The 20,248-nt window shown below is 40.2% G+C and carries 21 protein-coding genes; 13 read left to right on the top strand and 8 right to left on the bottom strand.

Annotation, left to right across the window (positions count from 1 at the left end; translation table 11 throughout):
- Positions 1 to 50 precede the first annotated feature (50 nt).
- From NST21_RS27645 to NST21_RS27635, 3 genes are all read left to right on the top strand, one after another.
- Positions 51 to 857 (top strand): alpha/beta fold hydrolase, encoded by an 807-nt coding sequence (locus tag NST21_RS27645; protein WP_056522075.1) that lies wholly within the window; start codon positions 51 to 53, stop codon positions 855 to 857.
- Between the two features lie 423 nt (positions 858 to 1,280).
- Positions 1,281 to 2,036, top strand: a complete 756-nt coding sequence (locus NST21_RS27640) for a threonine/serine exporter family protein (RefSeq protein ID WP_056522078.1) — start codon at positions 1,281 to 1,283, stop codon at positions 2,034 to 2,036.
- Between the two features lie 19 nt (positions 2,037 to 2,055).
- Positions 2,056 to 2,502 carry a threonine/serine exporter family protein gene (locus tag NST21_RS27635; protein ID WP_056522081.1) on the top strand — a complete coding sequence of 149 codons (447 nt, stop codon included), beginning with the start codon at positions 2,056 to 2,058 and terminating at the stop codon, positions 2,500 to 2,502.
- A gap of 224 nt (positions 2,503 to 2,726) precedes the next feature.
- Here the strand turns inward: NST21_RS27635 and NST21_RS27630 are convergent, their stop codons facing one another.
- A complete protein-coding gene (locus NST21_RS27630) occupies positions 2,727 to 4,265 on the bottom strand; it encodes a solute symporter family protein (RefSeq protein WP_056522083.1) in 1,539 nt (512 codons plus the stop codon).
- Positions 4,266 to 4,278: 13 nt separating this feature from the next.
- Positions 4,279 to 4,554, bottom strand: coding sequence for a DUF485 domain-containing protein (locus NST21_RS27625; RefSeq protein WP_377375636.1), 276 nt, complete (start codon positions 4,552 to 4,554; stop codon positions 4,279 to 4,281).
- A 335-nt stretch (positions 4,555 to 4,889) separates the two neighbouring features.
- Between NST21_RS27625 and NST21_RS27620 the strand changes: the two genes are divergently transcribed.
- From NST21_RS27620 to NST21_RS27580, 9 genes are all read left to right on the top strand, one after another.
- Entirely contained in the window at positions 4,890 to 5,852 is a 963-nt protein-coding gene (locus NST21_RS27620; RefSeq protein ID WP_340892383.1) for an efflux RND transporter periplasmic adaptor subunit, read from the top strand.
- A 1-nt stretch (position 5,853) separates the two neighbouring features.
- Positions 5,854 to 6,594: an ABC transporter ATP-binding protein gene (locus NST21_RS27615; RefSeq protein WP_056522096.1), complete on the top strand. Its 741-nt coding sequence runs from the start codon at positions 5,854 to 5,856 to the stop codon at positions 6,592 to 6,594.
- Positions 6,542 to 7,711, top strand: a complete 1,170-nt coding sequence (locus tag NST21_RS27610; RefSeq protein WP_340892382.1) for an ABC transporter permease — start codon at positions 6,542 to 6,544, stop codon at positions 7,709 to 7,711. The genes NST21_RS27615 and NST21_RS27610 overlap by 53 nt, the downstream gene beginning before the upstream one ends.
- A 108-nt stretch (positions 7,712 to 7,819) precedes the next feature.
- Positions 7,820 to 8,491: a response regulator transcription factor gene (locus tag NST21_RS27605; RefSeq protein ID WP_098177079.1), complete on the top strand. Its 672-nt coding sequence runs from the start codon at positions 7,820 to 7,822 to the stop codon at positions 8,489 to 8,491.
- A gap of 10 nt (positions 8,492 to 8,501) precedes the next feature.
- Positions 8,502 to 9,740 (top strand): sensor histidine kinase, encoded by a 1,239-nt coding sequence (locus NST21_RS27600; protein ID WP_340892381.1) that lies wholly within the window; start codon positions 8,502 to 8,504, stop codon positions 9,738 to 9,740.
- 167 nt (positions 9,741 to 9,907) lie between these two features.
- Positions 9,908 to 10,390, top strand: coding sequence for a hypothetical protein (locus NST21_RS27595; RefSeq protein WP_340892380.1), 483 nt, complete (start codon positions 9,908 to 9,910; stop codon positions 10,388 to 10,390).
- Positions 10,391 to 10,809: 419 nt separating this feature from the next.
- Positions 10,810 to 11,994, top strand: coding sequence for a NupC/NupG family nucleoside CNT transporter (locus NST21_RS27590; protein WP_057216208.1), 1,185 nt, complete (start codon positions 10,810 to 10,812; stop codon positions 11,992 to 11,994).
- Between the two features lie 185 nt (positions 11,995 to 12,179).
- Positions 12,180 to 13,139, top strand: a complete 960-nt coding sequence (msrB, locus tag NST21_RS27585; protein WP_340892379.1) for a peptide-methionine (R)-S-oxide reductase MsrB — start codon at positions 12,180 to 12,182, stop codon at positions 13,137 to 13,139.
- A 151-nt stretch (positions 13,140 to 13,290) separates the two neighbouring features.
- Complete coding sequence (locus tag NST21_RS27580; RefSeq protein ID WP_340892378.1) at positions 13,291 to 13,557, top strand: STAS domain-containing protein; 267 nt, start codon at positions 13,291 to 13,293, stop codon at positions 13,555 to 13,557.
- A 24-nt stretch (positions 13,558 to 13,581) separates the two neighbouring features.
- Here the strand turns inward: NST21_RS27580 and NST21_RS27575 are convergent, their stop codons facing one another.
- The 4 genes from NST21_RS27575 to NST21_RS27560 form a co-directional block, all read right to left on the bottom strand.
- Positions 13,582 to 15,234 (bottom strand): glutamine--tRNA ligase/YqeY domain fusion protein, encoded by a 1,653-nt coding sequence (locus NST21_RS27575; protein ID WP_340892377.1) that lies wholly within the window; start codon positions 15,232 to 15,234, stop codon positions 13,582 to 13,584.
- Between the two features lie 305 nt (positions 15,235 to 15,539).
- Positions 15,540 to 16,286 carry an amino acid ABC transporter ATP-binding protein gene (locus tag NST21_RS27570; protein WP_340892376.1) on the bottom strand — a complete coding sequence of 249 codons (747 nt, stop codon included), beginning with the start codon at positions 16,284 to 16,286 and terminating at the stop codon, positions 15,540 to 15,542.
- A gap of 11 nt (positions 16,287 to 16,297) precedes the next feature.
- Positions 16,298 to 16,963 carry an amino acid ABC transporter permease gene (locus NST21_RS27565; protein ID WP_053348376.1) on the bottom strand — a complete coding sequence of 222 codons (666 nt, stop codon included), beginning with the start codon at positions 16,961 to 16,963 and terminating at the stop codon, positions 16,298 to 16,300.
- A 26-nt stretch (positions 16,964 to 16,989) separates the two neighbouring features.
- Positions 16,990 to 17,769 carry a transporter substrate-binding domain-containing protein gene (locus NST21_RS27560; RefSeq protein WP_056522121.1) on the bottom strand — a complete coding sequence of 260 codons (780 nt, stop codon included), beginning with the start codon at positions 17,767 to 17,769 and terminating at the stop codon, positions 16,990 to 16,992.
- A 451-nt stretch (positions 17,770 to 18,220) separates the two neighbouring features.
- Between NST21_RS27560 and purU the strand changes: the two genes are divergently transcribed.
- A complete protein-coding gene (gene purU / locus NST21_RS27555; RefSeq protein ID WP_340892683.1) occupies positions 18,221 to 19,120 on the top strand; it encodes a formyltetrahydrofolate deformylase in 900 nt (299 codons plus the stop codon).
- A 50-nt stretch (positions 19,121 to 19,170) separates the two neighbouring features.
- Here purU and NST21_RS27550 read toward each other — a convergent pair whose 3' ends face one another.
- Together NST21_RS27550 and NST21_RS27545 are read right to left on the bottom strand one after the other, a co-directional pair.
- Positions 19,171 to 19,830 carry an SIMPL domain-containing protein gene (locus NST21_RS27550; RefSeq protein ID WP_340892375.1) on the bottom strand — a complete coding sequence of 220 codons (660 nt, stop codon included), beginning with the start codon at positions 19,828 to 19,830 and terminating at the stop codon, positions 19,171 to 19,173.
- Positions 19,831 to 20,024: 194 nt separating this feature from the next.
- A complete protein-coding gene (locus NST21_RS27545) occupies positions 20,025 to 20,219 on the bottom strand; it encodes a YwbE family protein (RefSeq protein WP_053348380.1) in 195 nt (64 codons plus the stop codon).
- Positions 20,220 to 20,248 lie beyond the last annotated feature (29 nt).

Genomic DNA, 20,248 nt, shown 5'->3' with positions numbered 1-20,248 from the left:
TAAATAATAAGAAGGGGTTATTTGTAAAAATGTTATGGAGGAGGGATACGATGGCATTTATTGAGGTTGAAAAGGACGTCCAGTTATATTATGAAGAAAAGGGTCAAGGGAGGCCAATTATTTTTATCCATGGAGTGTGGATGAGTAGCCGGTTCTTTACAAGACAGCTTCCGTACTTTTCAGAGAAGTACAGAACTATCTTACTTGATTTAAGAAGCCATGGTCAGTCAACCCACGTTCATAACGGAAATACGGTCTCTGTTTATGCAAAAGATCTTCATGCGTTCATTGATAAACAAGGATTAAAGGATGTAATACTAGTAGGCTGGTCTATGGGGGCTTTCGTCGTATGGGATTATCTCAAGCAATTCGGCGAGGATAATGTCCATTCAACTGTAATTGTGGATGAATTGGCATCAGATTTTAAATGGCCCGATTTTGATATTGGGGCTTTTGATATCGACACATTGATTGCCTTCATGACTGAGATTCAAACGAATCGTTCCCTCTTTTTACAAGGCTTTCTTACATCTATGTTTAAAGATGAGTTATCTGCAGGGGATGCAAACTGGATGCTTGAGGAAGTAACGAAAATGCCGGCATCCATTGCCAGTGCCATCCTATTTGATCAATCAATTGTTGACTATCGTGATTTCTTGCCTGAAATTACCGTTCCTACACTTCTCTGCTTTGGAAGGCATGAAAAGGTCATTCCTGTTGCGGCAGGAGTACATTTGGAGAAGAACATTCCGAATTCTGAACTTGTTATTTTTGAAGATAGTTGTCATTGCCCTTTTATAGAAGAAAGTGGTTTGTTTAATAAAACAGTAGATGCGTTTATTCAAAAAGTAATATAGAGGTAGATGCTGGGGTCTTAAATTCCAGTGCAACGCACCAATATTGTAGTGCAGGGCACTGGTACATTCAAACTCGGTGAAATTAACAAAATATAAAAGAGTCAGCAATAACTAACAATAAAGAGGGATGCAGGTTTTGTGCCGCATTCCTTTTTATTGTAGAAAAAGGAATGCTGATCTATACCTCTCCTAGTGAACAATAGAGAACTACCGAATCATTCAATTATCTAAGCGATTTTAGCATTGAATAAAGGGAATACTGGAACTAAGACAGTCAGAACGACATTGGTGGAAATAATTAATTAAATGAGGAAATATTTTTATATCCTTTTCATGAAAATTGGGCTATTATGAGATGGATTTAAACTGGTAAGTTTGTTACCCGATATAAGCTCGTACGTTAAAGGTGATGGAGAGGATATAATGAATGATCAGTTACATTACAATGAAATTATAGATGTATGTTTGCTTGCGGGGAAAATAATGCTTCAAAACGGAGGAGAAACCTCTCGGGTAGAAGATACGATGGTCAGAATTGCGGCTGCATTTGGATGCGAGGATTCACACAGCTTTTCAACGCCGACAGGGATTATTTTTTCTCTGGATGGTATGCACCCAGCCTCAAAATTAATTCGAGTTTCCCAGCGGTCCACGGATTTACACAAGGTAACGCTTGTTAACAGTATATCCCGAAGCATTTCTAGTAAGGAAATGACGCCACAAGAAGCTTTTTCTCGATTAAAACAAATTGAAAAGGCAGGTATGGGATATCCCTTGTGGGTTCAGGTTTTCGCTGCCTTTATTGCGAGCGGTTGTTTTTTAATCATGTTTCAAGGGCAATGGAGTGATTTTATCTGGTCTTGTATAGCCGGAGGACTTGGATTTTCTTGTCTGCTTTACTTGCATTGGTTATTGGAGGTTCGCTTTTTTGCTGAATTTATAGCCTCACTAGTAGTGGGATTAGCAGCAATGTTGTTTGTCCAAATCGGTGTGGGTAGTAACTTGGATACTATAATTATTGGAGCGGTGATGCCGCTGGTGCCAGGACTTTTAATTACGAATGCGGTCAGGGATTTAATTGCAGGGCATTTAGTTTCCAGTCTGTCCAAGGGGGCAGATGCAGGTTTAACTGCTTTAGCCATTGGAACAGGAATATCGGTTGCATTTGTTCTTTTATGATTTTAGGGGAGGAAAAAGGATGTTTGCACAGCTTATTACAAGTTTCATTGCCTCAGCCGCCTTTGGAGTCATTTTTAATGTACCGAAAAATTCATTGTTTCAATGCGGTTGTGTAGGGATGTTAGGGTGGGCTTTATACTTTTTTTTGGTCGAAAATGAGATAAATAGCATAATTGCAACGCTAGCTGCTGCATTTATCGTAGCAGTAATCAGTCAGTATTTTGCTAAAAGGTATAAAACACCAATCACGGTTTTTAATGTCTCAGGAATCATCCCGCTCGTACCAGGGGGGCTGTCTTATGACGCAATGAAGCATTTTGTAGAAAATGATTTTAATATAGCTGTTCAGTTGGCTACCAAGGCATTCATGCTGGCAGGGGCGATTGCGTTGGGACTGATCTTTGCAGAAGTTATAAATCAGTTGATAACTAAATATAATAGAAGGAAATTGAGAATGAGAAACTAGAGGGAATGAAGAGAAATATCTTTATCCCTCTTTTTTATTGCTTTAAGAATTAAACCTGAGGGTTTTCAATCTTCGAGAAACAGGTAGAGAACAAAATTATAATTGAGATGCAGAAAAAGGAGAGGCAGTTAGGAATAGCTGCCTCTCCTTTTATATTGATTGGGAAGATAAAAGGATTATACTTCTCATAATTACACTATAAAATTTAAATAGGTCAAAAAACTTTAAATAGAATCTTTTATTCCCGTGTTAGCTGTTACCACGATTTCGTCATATTTTTTGGCATCAGCTTTTTTGCTGGATAACAGTGTTCCGGCGATTGCAGCGATAAAACCAATTGGGATGGAGACGATGCCAGGGTTAGCTAGTGGGAATAGTGGTTCCCCAACAAATATTGCCTCGCTCTCTACTGGAGACCAGACATTAGGGCTTAGAAACACAAGTAATAGAGAACTAATCAGCCCTACGAGCATACCTGTGACAGCTCCAGCTGTGTTAAAACGTTTCCAAAATACCGTGAAGATAATAATTGGTAGATTGGCGCTGGCAGCGACGGCAAAGGCAAGTGACACAAGGAAGGCTACATTCATGTTTTGAGCAAATAAAGCAAGGATGATGGAGAGAATGGATACTCCGATCGATGCCCAACGAGCAGCAACCACTTGTTCTTTATCAGTGGCTTGACCTTTACGAATAATATGGCCATAAAAGTCATGGGCAAATGCAGAGGCTGCGGATAGAACGAGACCTGCGACAACCGCTAAAATAGTAGCGAAAGCAACAGCTGACACAAATGCGAATAAGAAATCACCGCCAATAGCTTCGGCAAGCAATGGAGCGGCCATATTTCCAGCCGCATTCGAGGCAATGATTTTGTCGTATCCAACGAAAGCTGCTGCTCCAAAGCCAAGGAAAATGGTCATGATATAAAATATTCCAATGATCCAAGTTGCATATACAACGGACTTTCTAGCGGTGATAGCGTCTTTTACCGTAAAGAAACGAATCAGGATATGAGGTAATCCAGCTGTACCGAGTACAAGTGCTAAATTGAGTGATAAGGTATCCAATGGATCCTTAAATTTGTTACCTGGATTGAGGAAATCCCCGGCTAGAGGGGTTGCTGTTTTCATCTGCCTGAACATTTCCATCACGCTAAAGTCGAATTTCGCCAGTACAATAACCGAGATAATGAATGTCCCAGCCATCAATAAAACAGCTTTTACGATTTGTACCCAACTGGTAGCAGTCATACCTCCAAAGACGACGTAGACGGTCATTAAAATACCTACAATGATAACGGAGTATAGATAATCGATTCCAAGCAATAGCTTTATAAGTGCACCTGCACCGACAAGCTGTGCAATCATATAAAAGGTTGAAATGGAAATGGTATTCAGGGCAGCGACACCGCGCACCTTCTTTTCATTAAAACGTGCAGCAATCATGTCTGCAAGTGTGTACTTACCAAGGTTACGAAGCGGCTCGGCCACGATATAAAGAACGACCAGGTAAGCGACTAGGAAACCGATGCTGTAGAAAAAACCATCAAATCCAGCGAGCGCAACCATTCCAGCGATTCCTAAAAATGAAGCAGCGGACATATAATCACCGGCAATAGCCCAGCCATTTTGCCATCCAGTAAGGCTGCTGTCTGCCGTATAAAAGTCAGCCGTTGTTTTAGTGCGACGTGAAGCAAAGTAGGTAATGACTAATGTTAAACCAACAATGATTAAAAATAAAATAAAAGCAAGTGTATTCATTGTATATTCACCTTTACCCTTTCGCTTCTTTCACGATTTTTTCAACTAATTGGTCAAAAGTCGCAGCCTTCTTGGAGTAGAGAATGCATAGGGTCCATGTCATGATAAATTGCGCGAAGGCAAAAATCCAAGCCCAGCTGATTGCTCCAAAGGCATAAGAGTTAAGAACTTTAGAATAGGAAGTTAAGATAGGTAAGGTGAAATAAAAGACCATGAAAAAAATGGAAAGTGGGACGATGAAATTGCGTTTTTTTCTTAGGAGTTCTTGAAATGATGGTGATTGGACAATCTGGGTGTAATCCGTGGAGGCGCTTACTTGAGATTCTTTTGCTCCTGAATCGTTCAATGCCAATGTGGTTCCCCCTTTGAATATGAATTGGGTTTTCATTACTCAATGTATCTGATAACAGTTTTAGTATATATTTATTAGAATATATTGTAAATTTAAAATTTTCAAATAAATGTTTTTTCGTCCGACGTAGTGTTAATTATTAAAAAGGTAATGAAAAGGGAAGCGTTTGCTTAACACAGTCTTCCATGAAAATTAAAAACAATCCTTAAGGAAAAATTAAGCTTCTTTCGTGATACTGATTTCAATGAAGGAAATCTGAAAGGAGCAAAATGATGAAAAAGTGGTTAACGATAGGGGCAGTTTTAGTACTAGCTATAGGGGGATGCATTTGGTTCTTTATGAAGGACAATGGTCAGCCCGTTATTGCTAAGGCGATGACAACTACAGTTGAAAAGGGAGACCTTGAAGTTCAAATCAGTGGTTCCGGTTCGGTTGCTGCGATAAATAGCGAGGACATCACATCTTCCGTAACGGATGAAGTCGATGAAGTCCTTGTAGAGAAAAATGAAATAGTTGAAAAAGGTGATGAACTTATTACCTTCACGGATGGAAGTGACCCAATAACTGCCCCATTTGATGGAACGGTAACTACGTTGAATGTAGAAGAAGGGGATCGTGTTTCAAGTAATGAAGTGGTTGCCCATGTGACGGATTATAAAAAATTAAAAACAACGATCAGTGTTGATGAATTAGATGTTTCAAGTGTTAAGAAAGGACAAACAGTTGAAATTACAGCTAGTGCTTTTGAAGATGAAACATTCACAGGGAAAGTAACAAGTGTAGCAAAAGAAGGTACATATGAGAATGGCGTTTCTTCTTTCGATGTGACGATTAAAATTGACAAACCAGGAGATATAAAAATTGGGATGTCGACAGAAGTGAGTATTGTGACGAATAGTGTAAAAGATGTTCTTTATGTTCCAATTGAAGCAGTCCAAATCGATGGAGAAGAGAAGTATGTGAATATCCAACAATCTGCATCAACAGAAGATGCAACAACTAATACTACAAAGACAGTGGTTAAGACGGGTATTAGTAATGATAAGTATATCGAAATAACATCTGGACTTGAAGAGGGTCAGTATGTTTCCTTGCCTATTACCATTTCCAATGAAAGCTCTACAGGTGGCGGTGGAATGGGAGGAGGCCAAGGCGGTGGTGGAATTGGAATGCCGAGCGGTGGCGGAATACCGGGCGGCAATGAAATGCCAAGCGGCGGCAGGGGAGGTCAGTAACATGACGACACCCATCATTGAAATTAAAAACATGTCCAAATCGTATGAATTGGGCGGTGAAACCGTCAAGGCGCTGCAAGAAGTATGTCTTACAATAAATAAAGGGGATTTCGTTTCTATCATTGGACCCTCTGGTTCAGGAAAATCTACGTTTATGAATATGATTGGCTGTCTCGACAAGCCCGACACAGGCGAATATCTTTTGGATGGAAAAGAAGTAGAAAAGATGAAAGATAATGAGCTAGCCGCCATTCGAAACATAAAAATTGGCTTTATCTTTCAAAACTTTAACCTGTTAGCGAAATTGACGGCGCTGGAAAATGTCGAACTTCCCCTTGTTTACCGGGGTGTAAGTGTAAAGGAAAGAAAAGAAGTTGCCAATGCCTGTCTAGAAAAGGTCGGCCTCAATGACCGGATGAACCATTTACCAACCCAACTTTCAGGCGGACAGCAGCAAAGGGTTGCGATTGCCCGTGCCCTTGCAGGTAACCCTCCTGTTTTATTGGCAGATGAGCCGACGGGAGCTCTTGATAGTAAAACAAGTAAGGAAGTACTGCAAATGCTGAAGAATCTTAATGAAAAGGGACAAACAATCATTTTGATTACCCATGACTTGGAAGTTGCAAAAGAGGCAACACGGGTCGTTCGGATACATGATGGTCAGTTGTTTGAAAACGGAGGTGATTGGATTGAATCTGAGCGAATCAATGAAGATGGCTATACGCAGTATCAAAACCAATAAAGTCCGTGCTTTTTTAACTATGCTTGGAATTATTATTGGAGTGGCCTCCGTGATTGTGCTTGTTTCGATTGGGCAGGGATCTTCACAGTCCGTTCAGGAGGAGATCAATAGCTTGGGGACTAACCTGTTAACGGTCAGTGTCTCAGATACAGATTCTGTAGAGCTGACGGATGACACAATTGAACAGTTTAAAGACCTGAGCGGGATATCAGAAGTTGCACCTGTGGTCACAGGCCGTGTTTATGCTAAAAACGGTGAAACTTCTACACAGGTTTCAATGACCGGTACGACGTCCTCCTATATTTCAGTGAGGGATTTAGAGCTTAGCCAAGGCCGTTTTTTAACGGATATGGAAACAGAGTTACGCTCTAAGGTGGTTGTCTTAGGGTCTGATACAGCTGACACGCTTTTTGAAAATCAAAAAGCGGTGGATCAAAACGTTCTTATTGGCGGTGTTTCCTATCGGGTAATCGGCGTGTTGAAATCAGTAGGTACCTCTATGGGATCAAGTGGTGATGATGTAATCATTGCTCCAATCACAACTGCAAAGCGTGCTACGAGTAGCACGACCATCGGAACAGTGTATTTAAAAGCAGAGAACGAGAATATTGTAGAGCGTGCGATGTATCAAGTACAAGGTACAATGACGACATTATTCCCAGGCCAGAGTGATAACTATTCCGTGTCCAATCAAGAGGATTTAATGGATACAATGAGCTCGGTGTCAGATACGTTTACGCTCATGCTTGGTGGTATCGCAAGTATTTCATTACTTGTAGGTGGAATTGGAATTATGAATATAATGCTGGTATCTGTTTCAGAGCGGACGAAAGAAATTGGAATCAGAAAGGCTATTGGGGCGAACCGGAAATCCATTCTACTTCAGTTTTTAATTGAAGCGGTTGTCTTGAGTTGCTTAGGTGGGTTATTAGGAGTAGGAATTGGGCTTGGAATCGCTAAATTGGTTTCAGTTGTTTCAAGCCTAACAATCAGTTATTCGTGGTCGGTGATAATGATGGCCTTCCTATTCTCCATATTTATCGGTGTTGTCTTTGGAGTATTTCCTGCCAATAAGGCATCTAAATTAAATCCAATTCAAGCACTGCGTCACGAATGAACATACAATTTGAGAGAAAGCAGGCGATTAAAAGCCCGCTTTCTTTTGCATATGAAAAAGGATAAAATCAACATATATCACAATTGAAGCGGTTGGGAGGTACCCTGTATGAAGGTTTTGGTGGTAGAAGATAATGTTTCATTATTAGAATCAATCCGACAAATTCTGACGGATGAATATGAAGTTGATACAGCAGATAATGGGGAAGATGGGCTATTCATGGCCCAGCAAAGTATATACGATATCATAATTTTGGATGTAATGCTTCCGGGAATCGATGGATTTGAAATCGTACGGAAAATCAGGGATGCAAAAATAGATACAAGTGTCTTGTTTTTGACGGCAAAAGATGCGCTTGAGGATCGTGTCAGAGGCTTGGAAATGGGTGGCGATGATTATTTAGTCAAGCCGTTTCAGGCACCGGAACTTAAGGCCAGGATTCGTGCCCTTCTTCGAAGGAGTGGCATTATATCGCTTGAGCAGCATGTGAAATACCGTGGAATTGAACTGTTGGAAAAAGAAAAGGATATTTTGGTTGATGGAAAGGTCATTAAAATGACCTTGAAACAGTTTGAATTACTGGAGTACCTAATTCAAAATAATAGGAAAATATTGACCCGTGAGCAGATTTTCGACCGCATTTGGGGGTTTGATTCAGATACGACGATTGCCATTGTGGAAGTGTTCATCCATCACCTTAGAAAAAAATTGGAACCTTTCAATTATCATAAAGATATTCAAACCGTTCGGGGTATTGGTTATATGCTAAAACAACCATAAGGGGATCATTATGTTCCAAAAAACACGGCTTCAACTAACATTATTGAATTCTATCGTCTTTATTGTCTTAATAGCCATATTAAGCAGAACGATTTATTTCTATACGGAAAATCAGATCTATAAGGATGTCAATGATTCACTTAAAAAGGATTACAGGGATTTCAATAATGGAGGAATGCCAGGCGGACGTCCGCAAGGTGAGTTTCTCTTAGGACCGGGACCGAGTGTCATCGTTTGGGGACCGGATGAAACGATCATTGAGCCAAGACTGAGTGTAGACAATTTTATAAAGGTTAATGAATCGGAATTTTACCCTAAAAGATTTGATGAGATTGAAGAAATATCGGTGAATGGATACACGTATCGGGCCCTTTCCACCCAGGTCGATACGGAGTATGGAGAGATGACCGTACAATTCATCCGGAATGTGGATTCTGAAAAGGAAATGCTCGATCGCTTGTTGCTCATATTGTTTGTTGGTGGAGGAATTGGAAGCCTAGTGGCGGTAGGCGCAGGCTATCTTCTGGCAGGGCGGGCCCTGATCCCGGTCAAGAAATCTTGGGATCAGCAGCAGCAGTTTGTCTCGGATGCTTCGCATGAAATTCGAACGCCGCTTGCTGTCATTCAATCGCGGGCTGACTTGCTATTTCAATCACCTTCAGCGACAATCGAGGAAAAAGCCGTTGATATATCCATCATTTCGAAAGAAGTCCGACGATTGAATAAGCTTGTTAACGGACTTTTGACCTTAACCAGAACGGATTCGAATCAAATGGAGGTTAAGAAATCGAACTTCTTCCTTGATGACTTACTTATGGATATAGTGGAACAGTATACTGATATAGCTTCTTTTCAAGAAAAATCAATCATTAGCCATGCTCCCGAACAGGTGGTGTTTCATGGGGATAAAGAGAGAATTCATCAGCTATTGGTGATTTTGGTGGATAATGCCATGAAGTTCACGGAGGAAGGCGGGGAGATTTCCCTTTCCTGCATCAAGAATGCTTCATCCATCAATCTTTCTGTAGAGGATGATGGAAGAGGCATCCCACAGGAAGAACTTCCCTTGATTTTTAACCGTTTTTATCAAGTGGAGCAATCCCGTTCAGCAAATGAAGGCTCCGGTTTAGGTCTATCCATTGCCAAATGGATTGTAAACACACATCAAGGGACCATCAAGGTTACTAGTGAACAGAATGAACGCACCCGTTTTGAAATAACTTTTCCTAGAAACCAAAAAAATAAATAATGGTTTTAAAAAGACCTATAACAGAAATAGATTTTAAATACTTTTTATTTAAATATAGAAATAAAAAAGACTCTTATTTTTCCCAGTCACTTAAGGAAAAATTAAGGGTCTTTTTAGATAATCTCCTTATAAGAAATAATACATTTTGTTACGAAGGAGAATTGTATATGGTGAAATTTAGTAAGTTACACTTTTTGATTGGGATTGTAGCTTCAGTCCTTTTAGTTGTTCAAGCAGTTTTCGGCATCATGATGTATGTGAATGGCGGCGACACACAGGAGGAGATGGCCGGACAAAGGATGATGGGCCAGCCTACTAACAACAACACTACTGACTCGGCTACAACTGATGACTCGACAACGGAAGATTCAACGGATAGCGATACGGCAGTGACCGATGATTCAACTACCGCTACGACCCCTAATGGTGGACAGGGTAATATGGGGACACCTCCTCAGGGGGGGCCTAACGGATCTGGAACTCCAGGTGAGATGCCGAGCGGTGGGGGCTTTCAAGGCGGAGACTCTGTAGCAGGTAAAGTTATCAACTTTTATCAAGGGGTGGGTGGTTTGGCCACATCTATTATCGTCCTTGTCATAGGAGGAGCTGGATTAGTCACGTCGGTGATGTCCAGAAAATCTGCAGCTTAAAAGAAATTATTATATATACATATAGATTAGAGTAAACTACATGTTTTATGAATAGATGATGAGTGAACACTGTTGCCTGAATGTTTATAGCAAGTAGAAGTTTTTATAAGAACATTTCTGCAAAAAAACTATACGTCTTTAGTGTTTGATTGATAGGATTCAAAGCATGTAAAGAAGGGTTCCTTATATAGAGGAGCCTTTTCTTTATGTTTGGAGAGTTAGCATTCCTGTAAATTTCCATTTTGAAAAAGAGAGAAAATAATTGCACTTGAAAAAATATTAGTATAATATATAAATTTGAAGATGTACGTACAAGTAATGTAATATGGATTAAATAGAAAACGTTTGCATAAAATTTTTGAGGGTATCCTACTATTAATGCACAATCATTAAAATTCACCTTAGTGGAGGCAGAATACATGAAATTTCTGATAGCAATTTTAGGGTTGCTTATTGTTTTTGGACTAGCCTTGTTGGCAAGCAGTGACCGGAAGAAAGTTAAAATTAAACCGATTATCCTCATGGTGATCATGCAGCTTATTTTAACTTATCTATTATTAAATACGAAGTTTGGTTTAGTGATCATCAATTCGATTGCCGATGGTTTCGGAAAACTTTTAGAATGGGCTAATGAAGGGATCACCTTTGTATTTGGCGGGATTGTAAACGAAGGAGCATCGCCCTTCTTTTTAAATGTCCTTCTTCCTATCGTATTCATCTCAGCACTAATCGGGATTTTACAGCACTTCAAGATCCTTCCTTTCATCATGAAGTGGATTGGATTCCTGCTAAGTAAGGTGAATGGGATGGGTAAATTGGAATCTTACAATGCTGTCGCATCAGCAATAGTGGGCCAATCCGAGGTTTTCATAACCTTGAAAAAACAGCTTGGTTCTATTCCTCCTTCACGCATGTATACGCTTTGTGCATCGGCCATGTCAACTGTGTCGATGTCGATTGTCGGTGCTTATATGACCATGATTGAACCAAAGTATGTTGTGACGGCTATTGTTATTAACATGTTTGGTGGATTTATCATTGCATCCATTATTAACCCTTATACGGTAACGGATGAAGATGATATTCTCCCTGTTGAAGAAGGGGCAGAGAAGCAGTCGTTCTTCGAAATGCTTGGGGAATATATCATGGATGGATTTAAGGTTGCTATCACTGTAGCCGCGATGTTAATTGGTTTCGTTGCACTAATTGCAGGAATTAACAGCTTATTCGATATGATCATCGGCATCAGTTTCCAAGACATCTTGGGGTATATTTTTGCACCGTTTGCTTTTATCATGGGGATACCGATTTCAGAAACCGTGACTGCAGGCGGAATCATGGCGACAAAACTAGTAACTAATGAATTTGTTGCCATGCTGAGCTTAGGGGACGCATCAGCAGCCTTGAGCGATAGGACGATAGGAATCGTTTCGGTTTTCTTGGTTTCATTCGCGAATTTTTCATCTATCGGAATCATTGCAGGTGCTGTTAAAGGCCTACATGAAAAACAAGGAAATGTTGTGGCTCGTTTCGGCTTGAAGTTGCTATACGGTGCGACTCTTGTCAGCATTCTATCAGCAATCATTGTCAGTGTGATTCTTTAAATCACGGGATTAGACAGCTCATCAATATACTGACTAATATAAAAGGCACTTGGGTATATCCCAAGTGCCTTTTATTATTCGGAGGATTGGGAAACTCCTATTTCTTGATGGGAATTGAAGGGGATTAGCGTGTTGGTATATAATACATAAAATGATTGGCCATGAAAGGGAAAAGGGAGTGGAGGATGACAATGAATAAGAGTGAAACGGCTATCTTTGCAGGAGGTTGTTTTTGGTGCATGGTTGCTCCCTTTGATGATATGGATGGGATTATTAAAGTAACATCGGGTTATACAGGTGGTAATGTAGTCAATCCCAGTTACAAACAAGTGATTTCAGGTACGACTGATCATGTAGAAGCTGTTCAAGTGGTATTTGATCCATCAATCATTGCCTATAAAGAACTATTAGAGATATTTTGGCAGCAAATTGATCCGACAGATGATGGTGGACAGTTCTCGGATAGAGGTAAGCAATACAAGGCAATAATTTACTATCTAAATGATCAGCAAAAAATGGAAGCGGAGCAATCAAAGGAAAATTTAATGATGAGCGGGCGGTTTAAAAAGCCTATTATTACGGGTATTTTACCCTCAGGGGAATTTTATGAGGCCGAGGGATACCATCAGGAATTCTATCGGAAAAATCAATTTCGTTATGCATTGTATCGTAAAAGCTCAGGACGCGATGCTTTCATAAAAGAAAATTGGCCTAAGGATAATGCTCATCTCAGAGAAACTTTAACCGAGAGTCAGTTTCATGTCACCCAAGAAAATGGGACAGAGCCACCTTTCGATAATGTATATTGGAATCACTTTGAAGAAGGCATTTATGTGGATGTCGTTTCAGGGGAGCCCCTTTTCAGTTCACGGAATAAGTATGATAGCGGATGTGGGTGGCCAAGCTTTACGAAGCCGATCATGTCGGCAAGCGTCAATGAAAAAATGGATCTAAGCCATCGGATGACCCGGACGGAGGTACGCAGCAGGGAAGCTGACTCACATCTTGGTCACGTTTTTCCGGATGGTCCTGGTCCTAAGGGCACGCGCTATTGCATCAATTCTGCCGCCCTTCGATTCATTCCTAGAAATGAAATGGAGCGGGAAGGTTATGGAGATTTATTGTTGCTTTTTTCAATGAAATAATTAGTTGAGATAGGGGAACACAAATGGATATAAAAGATGAATTGTTATATCGATACATCCTTGATCACTCTTCCATAATTACGGATGGAGTCGGCTTATTAATAGCGCATTTGATCAATTGAACCATGAGTTCACTGAGCAGTATTATCTTTTGACAAAAGAACGTTTACTAGCGCAAAAGGAACTGATTAATGAATTAGGTGCTCCAGTTATTCCTATTGTTGATGCTATTGCGGTATTGCCATTAATCGGGGAAATTGATACCTTTCGGGCAAAGGGGATTTTGAATACTACTCCAGGCAAATGTATTAATAGAAATGTTTCTCACTTATTTATCGACTTATCGGGTGTGACCCTTTTAGATACGATGGTTGCTCATCAAATCTATCAATTGATAAAAAGAACCAGATCCCAATAAGGGATCTGGTTCTTTTTAGTGATTTTATAACTTGAATGAACTCTTCAATCCAACAATTTGGTTGAATACCAAGTGATCGGCTGAAGTGAGTTTTGAATCAACATTGTAATAGCCATGTCTGAAGAATTGGAATTTATCCTGAGGCTTAACATTTTTCATGTTGGGCTCAACAAACCCTTGTAAAATTTCTATGGATTCAGGGTTTACCCGCTCCAAGAATGATTTTTCTTCTTCTTCTTCACTTTCCTTATCCAAAATTAAAGGTTGGTAGTTACGGAATTCTGCTGAAACAGCTTGTGTAGCCTCGACCCAGTGCAGTGTCCCTTTCACTTTACGACCAGTGAAACCAGATCCGCTTTTTGTTTCAATATCGTAAGTGCAGCGAAGTTCAATGACGTTTCCGGCTTCGTCTTTTATCACTTCTTCACATTTAATGAAATAAGCATGTTTTAAACGGACTTCATTGCCCGGGAAAAGACGGAAATACTTTTTCGGGGGATTTTCCATGAAATCGTCCTGTTCGATATATATTTCACGTGAGAATGGAATTTGTCGCGTACCCATCTCCGGAACTTCTGGGTTGACCTCAGCATCCAGCCATTCAACTTCATTTTCTGGATAGTTGGTGATAACTACTTTAAGAGGCTTTAGAATAGCCATGGTCCGTGGCGCCTTCAGTTTTAGATCTTCTCGAACGAAATGATCGAGCATTTGAGAGTCTACGACACCGCTAGTTTTCGCAACGCCTATTTCAAGGCAGAATGCACGAATAGCTTCGGGTGTATAACCGCGTCTTCGCAATCCGGATACGGTAGGCATACGTGGGTCGTCCCAGCCGTCCACAAAGGCTTCATCGACAAGTTGCTTCAGTTTCCGCTTGCTCATTACGGTATTTGTCAGGTTTAGACGGCCAAATTCGTATTGCTGTGGCTTACTTTCCATTTCGCAGTTTTCAACAATCCAATCATAAAGCGGGCGTTGATCTTCAAACTCAAGCGTACAAATGGAGTGTGTGACTCCTTCAATTGCATCTTCAATAGGGTGGGCAAAGGCGTACATTGGGTAGATGCACCATTTGTCGCCGGTATTATGGTGTTCTGTATGGGAGATTCGGTAAATAACGGGATCGCGCAGATTAATGTTAGGTGAGCTCATATCGATTTTTGCTCGCAGTACTTTTGTACCGTTCTCGAATTCGCGGCTACGCATCTTTTCAAATAACTCAAGGTTTTCCTCGACTGTTCTATTGCGGTACGGACTATCTTTTCCCGGCTCTGTTAACGTTCCACGATATTCGCGGATTTGGTCGGCATTCAGGTCATCGACGTATGCCAGTCCTTTATTGATGAGCAGTACAGCTCTTTTGTACATTTCGTCAAAATAATCGGACGCGAAAAAAAGGTTATCCCAATCGTAACCGAGCCATTTCACATCTTCCTTGATAGAATTGACATACTCAATATCTTCTTTCAATGGATTGGTATCATCAAATCGAAGGTTGGTTTTACCATTAAATTCATCAGCCACTCCAAAATTCAAAATAATTGATTTGGCGTGCCCAATATGTAAATATCCGTTTGGCTCAGGAGGGAAGCGGGTGATAATATGATCATGTTTTCCGGACTCTAGATCATCTTTTATAATATTTTTAATAAAATTCGAAGAGTTATTTTCCAACTGAATTCGACCTCTTTCATTTATATACTTCTTTTAATTTTACCTGTATATATACCATAAATACAGATATTTTTCCATGTTCGAGCCGGAATCAGGGTTTTAGAATACGTTCTTAAACAATTCATCTAGTATTTAGTTTACACAATCAGGTCGGAAATATCCCTGAAACTTTAATCATTTATGTGAGGAAACTATCTAACTAGTATTTAATAAACAAAAAACGAAACCTATTGATGGGTTTTATCGAATCACTTTTATAAAAAATAAGCAATACAGGAATCAAGCCTGCATTGCTTAATAAAGGATTATAGTTTAAATACCGTTGTTTGTAAAAATTCCTTCGTTCGCTCTTCTTTTGGATTGGAGAAAAATTCTTTTGGTGGGCCACTTTCTACAACCCGTCCATTATGCATGAAGACAATCCAATCCCCAACTTCACGGGCAAAGCTCATTTCATGGGTAACGACTACCATTGTCATCCCCTCTAAGGCAAGTTCCTTCATCGTAGCTAGTACCTCACCGACAAGTTCAGGATCGAGAGCAGAGGTGGGCTCATCAAAGAGTAGGATATCGGGCTTCATGGCGAGAGCTCGAGCGATCGCAACCCGCTGTTTTTGGCCACCGGAGAGCTTGCTTGGATAGACATCTGCTTTATCTGATAACCCAACTTTAGCTAGTAGCGCTTTTGCTTCCTCGATAGCTTGGGCCTTAGGGATTTTTTTGACGTGAGTCGGTGCTTCAATAACATTTTCGAGTACGGTCATGTGCGGGAAGAGATAGAAATGCTGAAAAACCATTCCAACTTTCTCACGAATTTTATTAATATCGTGGGTACCCGGCTCGACTTCAGTTCCTTCGATAAGGATTTGTCCGCTGTCTTTCTTCTCCAAGTAGTTCAAGCAACGGAGCAGGGTGCTTTTTCCGGAACCGCTAGGCCCAATCAGACAGACAACGTCACTATCTAATACCTTCATATCAATATCTTTTAGCACGTGAAGGTTTCCATAAGATTTATTTAAATTCCTAATGCGAATCATTTCTTTTTGTTCCATTTCAATTCCCCCTATCGATCACTAATGGACAGTTTCTTTTCAAATGTATTGACGATAATGGTCAGGAATGCCACAAGAATTAAATAGTAGACCGCTACAATCAATAAATATGTCATTTCATCAAAATTATTTGAACCTAACGTAGTGGCTACGTTAAACAACTCATTCATGGATATGAAGGCGGCTAGTGATGAATCCTTCAGTCCGATGATGAATTGGTTGCCTAGTGGCGGCAATGCGCGTCGGAAGGCTTGTGGTAGGATGATTCTTCTTAATGCGAGTGCATTGCTCATGCCAAGGGAACGTCCAGCTTCCATTTGGCCTTTGTCAATGGATTGAATTGTACCGCGTAAAATTTCAGAGATATATGCTCCGTTATGAAAGGCTAGGGCAAGTGACGCTGCCCAGAAGTCTGGTAGTAGGAAGAGATTGCTGATACCAAAATAGAGAATAAATATCTGTACGATAAGCGGTGTTCCTCGTACCAGGAATACGTATGTATCTGAAATCCATGCAAGAATTTTTATATTAGAAATTTTTAAAAGTGCGAAGAGTAACCCGATGATAATTCCTACTAATATGGAAACCACCGTAAGCTCCAATGTGAGGAGCATGGCTCGGATAAACACATCCGATGAGCTAAATAATGTATCAAAAAAATGAGAAAAGCTTGGCAATGTAAAAACTCCCTTTCTATCAATCTTTATTCAGGTTTAGTAGTGATATCTTCCCCAAAGTACTTTTTGCTAATTGCTGCAAGTGTTCCATCTTCTCGGAGGTTTTCAAGTGCTTCATTAATGCGTATCAGCAGCTGGGGGTTATCATTCGGTAGAACTATGGCCTGCTCACTGCGTTCTATCAATTGACGACCTTTGATGTCGAATCCTTCTTTGGTCGCTTCTTTACCGGTTACAAAGTCGGTAATAACGGCATCATGACGACCTCCGCTTAATGCTTTAAGAGCGGTGATATCACTGTCGTAGGTTTTTACATTGGTTGTATACTTTTCTGCTGTGGTTGCGTATGTGGAGCCTTTAGAAGCGGCAACTTCCTTTCCCTTTAAATCTTCGACTGTTTTAATATCACTATCGGATCGGACGAAAATTTGTGGACCTGAGTAGTAATACGGGGTGGAAAAAGCAACATGTTTACTTCGTTGTTCATTAATTGTATGACTGGCAACCGCGGCATCTGCCCGACCGGTTTTGACACCCTCGACTATTCCCTTAAATTTAATCCGCTTTGGGACCGGTTCTAGACCAAGTTCTTTCGCGATTGCTTCCCCGACTTCAATATCAAATCCTGTTACGGTCATGTCATCATTAACGTAACTAAATGGCTTGAATTCACCTGAGGCAGCGAATACAAACTGGTCCTTATTGATCAGCTTACTACCATCCTCTAGCTGATCTTTTTCAGCACAGCCGGACAGAAGACCAAGAATAATCAGTAATACTAGAATGAATTTAACTGATAATTTCATGATTATTTCATTTCCCCCTTTGAAAAAAACTAATAGAATGGTCTATACCCTTATGAGGTAGTGAATAACCTCATTAACTAGGGAAAATAAAACTGAAATAAAAAAGGTGGCAAGAATCATTGCCGTTTATTCATTCAAGAATCCCCTTTACTATGCATTACATATAGGTTCTCGACCTTTACCTTCATTTCCTTCCAAATTTCCGGTAATTTCTTTAAATAATGACAATGCGTATCTAGGTAATTGAATTTGAAACAATTCAGGATGATGATTTAGATTCTATTTGAAGGAGAAAGTAGATGAAACCTGGTATCTACTGAATGAATGGAGATTAGATAAAACGGAGGAGGTTGTTTGCAAACAAAATCCCGGCAATTATTGACTGACTTTAATTTTGCCTATGAATTGAAGTATAATATAGCAAAATAGAAGAAGGGCAGTTGGGAAAATGGTGAGCAACTTTGTGCAAGAACAGTTACAGGAGTTTCGCGAAAAGAATCAAGATAGAGGCCGTTTAATTATAAAATGTCCGGACCAGCCAGGAATTGTTGCAACAGTTACAGCCTTTCTTAAAGAGTATGATGCAAATATTGTTGAATTGAGTCAGTATTCGATGAATCCTGAGGGCGGTACCTTTTTCACCAGGATCGAATTCGATTGTCCAGGATTGAAGGATAAGGCAACGGATATGCAATTGGCATTCCAGGAAGTTTCGACAGCATTCTCGATGCAATGGACATTTAACTATGTGAGTGATTTAAAGAGGACGGCAATCTTCGTTTCTAAGGAGCCACATTGCCTTCTGGAATTGCTATGGGAGTGGCAAAGCGGGGATCTATTGGCTGATATTGCTCTTGTCATTAGTAATCATGAAGATACGAGGCAAATTGTCGAATCCATGAACATTCCTTTTTATTATATTCCTGCAAATAAGGATATACGTAAGGAAGTGGAAGCACAGCAGCTTAAACTTCTGGAAGAATTTAATGTCGATCTAATTGTATTAGCTAGATATATGCAGATATTGACGCCTGATTTTGTGGCTGCACATCCGAATAAAATCATCAATATCCACCATTCGTTTTTACCTGCATTCATCGGGGCTCGGCCTTATGAAAGAGCTTATAATCGAGGTGTTAAGCTGATTGGGGCAACTTCCCATTATGTAACAAACGATTTGGATGAGGGTCCAATTATCGAGCAGGATATTGAACGTGTCGATCACCGTGATTCTGCAGAAGATATGAAGAAAGTCGGTCGTTCAGCTGAACGCAGGGTGCTTGCCCGTGCTGTTAAATGGCATTTGGAAGACCGTGTACTTGTTCATGAAAATAAAACAGTAGTCTTTTAAAAAGGAATCCCCCATTTGGCATATAAATTTGTCGAATGGGGGTTTTTGCATTAATACGTATATTCTACCCTTACTGCGGCAGTGATGTTTAATTCTCCAGGCTGAATAGGGGTAGAGGCCATTTTTGTATAGGAACTCGTTTGGAAAAGGGTGGGTGGTGAAGGTTCTGATAGTTCCTCAACATGATTGGGGACTGGATTTAAGGAGACTCCTAGCGTTCGAGCCATGGAAAGGGCCTTTTCGTATGCGTTTTTTAAAGCGAGCGAAAGTGCCTGGTTATAGTAAGCTTCTGGATTGGATAAAGAAAAGCGAATACTGGTAATGGAATTGGCACCACTTCTGACTGCTGTGTCGATTATGCTGCCTATTTTTTCGATATCAGTTGTTTTGGCCTGGATAATGTGTTGGACTTTATAGTTTTTAAACAATTCTTTTCCTTCGATATAATCATATTGCGGATCAATTCTGTAATCACTCGTTTTTAATTGCTCCTCTGGAATGCCAATGGATCTAAGAGATGCAATGACTTTCGCTATTGCTTGAGAATTGGCCTGCTGAGCTACCTGTGGGTCCTTATCTTCGGTTATGACTCCAAGGGTAATTACGGCTTGGTCAGGAGCAGCCTGAAGCGTTTCTGATCCTGAGACTTTCAATGTATGATTCCTGCTATGTTTATAATCCCGATCGGGAACAATAAATTCTTGATTCATTTTGACACCAACCTTTTTAAAGAGATAATCTCAACCCTATTGTACGAAGTAAGAAAGCGAAACATGATTGAAATATGAAATATCCCGGTTGTTATTAATTCCTTCGACAGATTTTTAGAAAGTAGGAAGGACTTTTAACCTGTTTTAGCCTAAAAAAAGATAAAAAAAACACTCGGCCTAAAACCGAGTGCGTATTATTTATGAATGACTTGAACCCTGCCAACTTGGCCATCTGTCAATCTTACTTTAATTCCATGCGGGTGGCTGCTGGAGTTGGTTAAAATATCTTTTACAGTTCCACGTGTTAGCTTTCCGCTGCGTTGATCTGCTTTAAGCACGATGTCCACAGAGGTACCTGGAGTAATATCTTTTCGATTTTGACCGTTCATGTTTAATTCAGTCCTTTTTAGAGTTATTT

Source organism: Peribacillus sp. FSL K6-1552, from assembly GCF_038005205.1.
In the GTDB taxonomy this organism is placed as follows: Bacteria; Bacillota; Bacilli; order Bacillales; family DSM-1321; genus Peribacillus; species Peribacillus butanolivorans.
The sequence above is the reverse complement of the archived record's forward strand: the minus strand, read 5'-3'. Positions and strand labels throughout refer to the sequence as shown.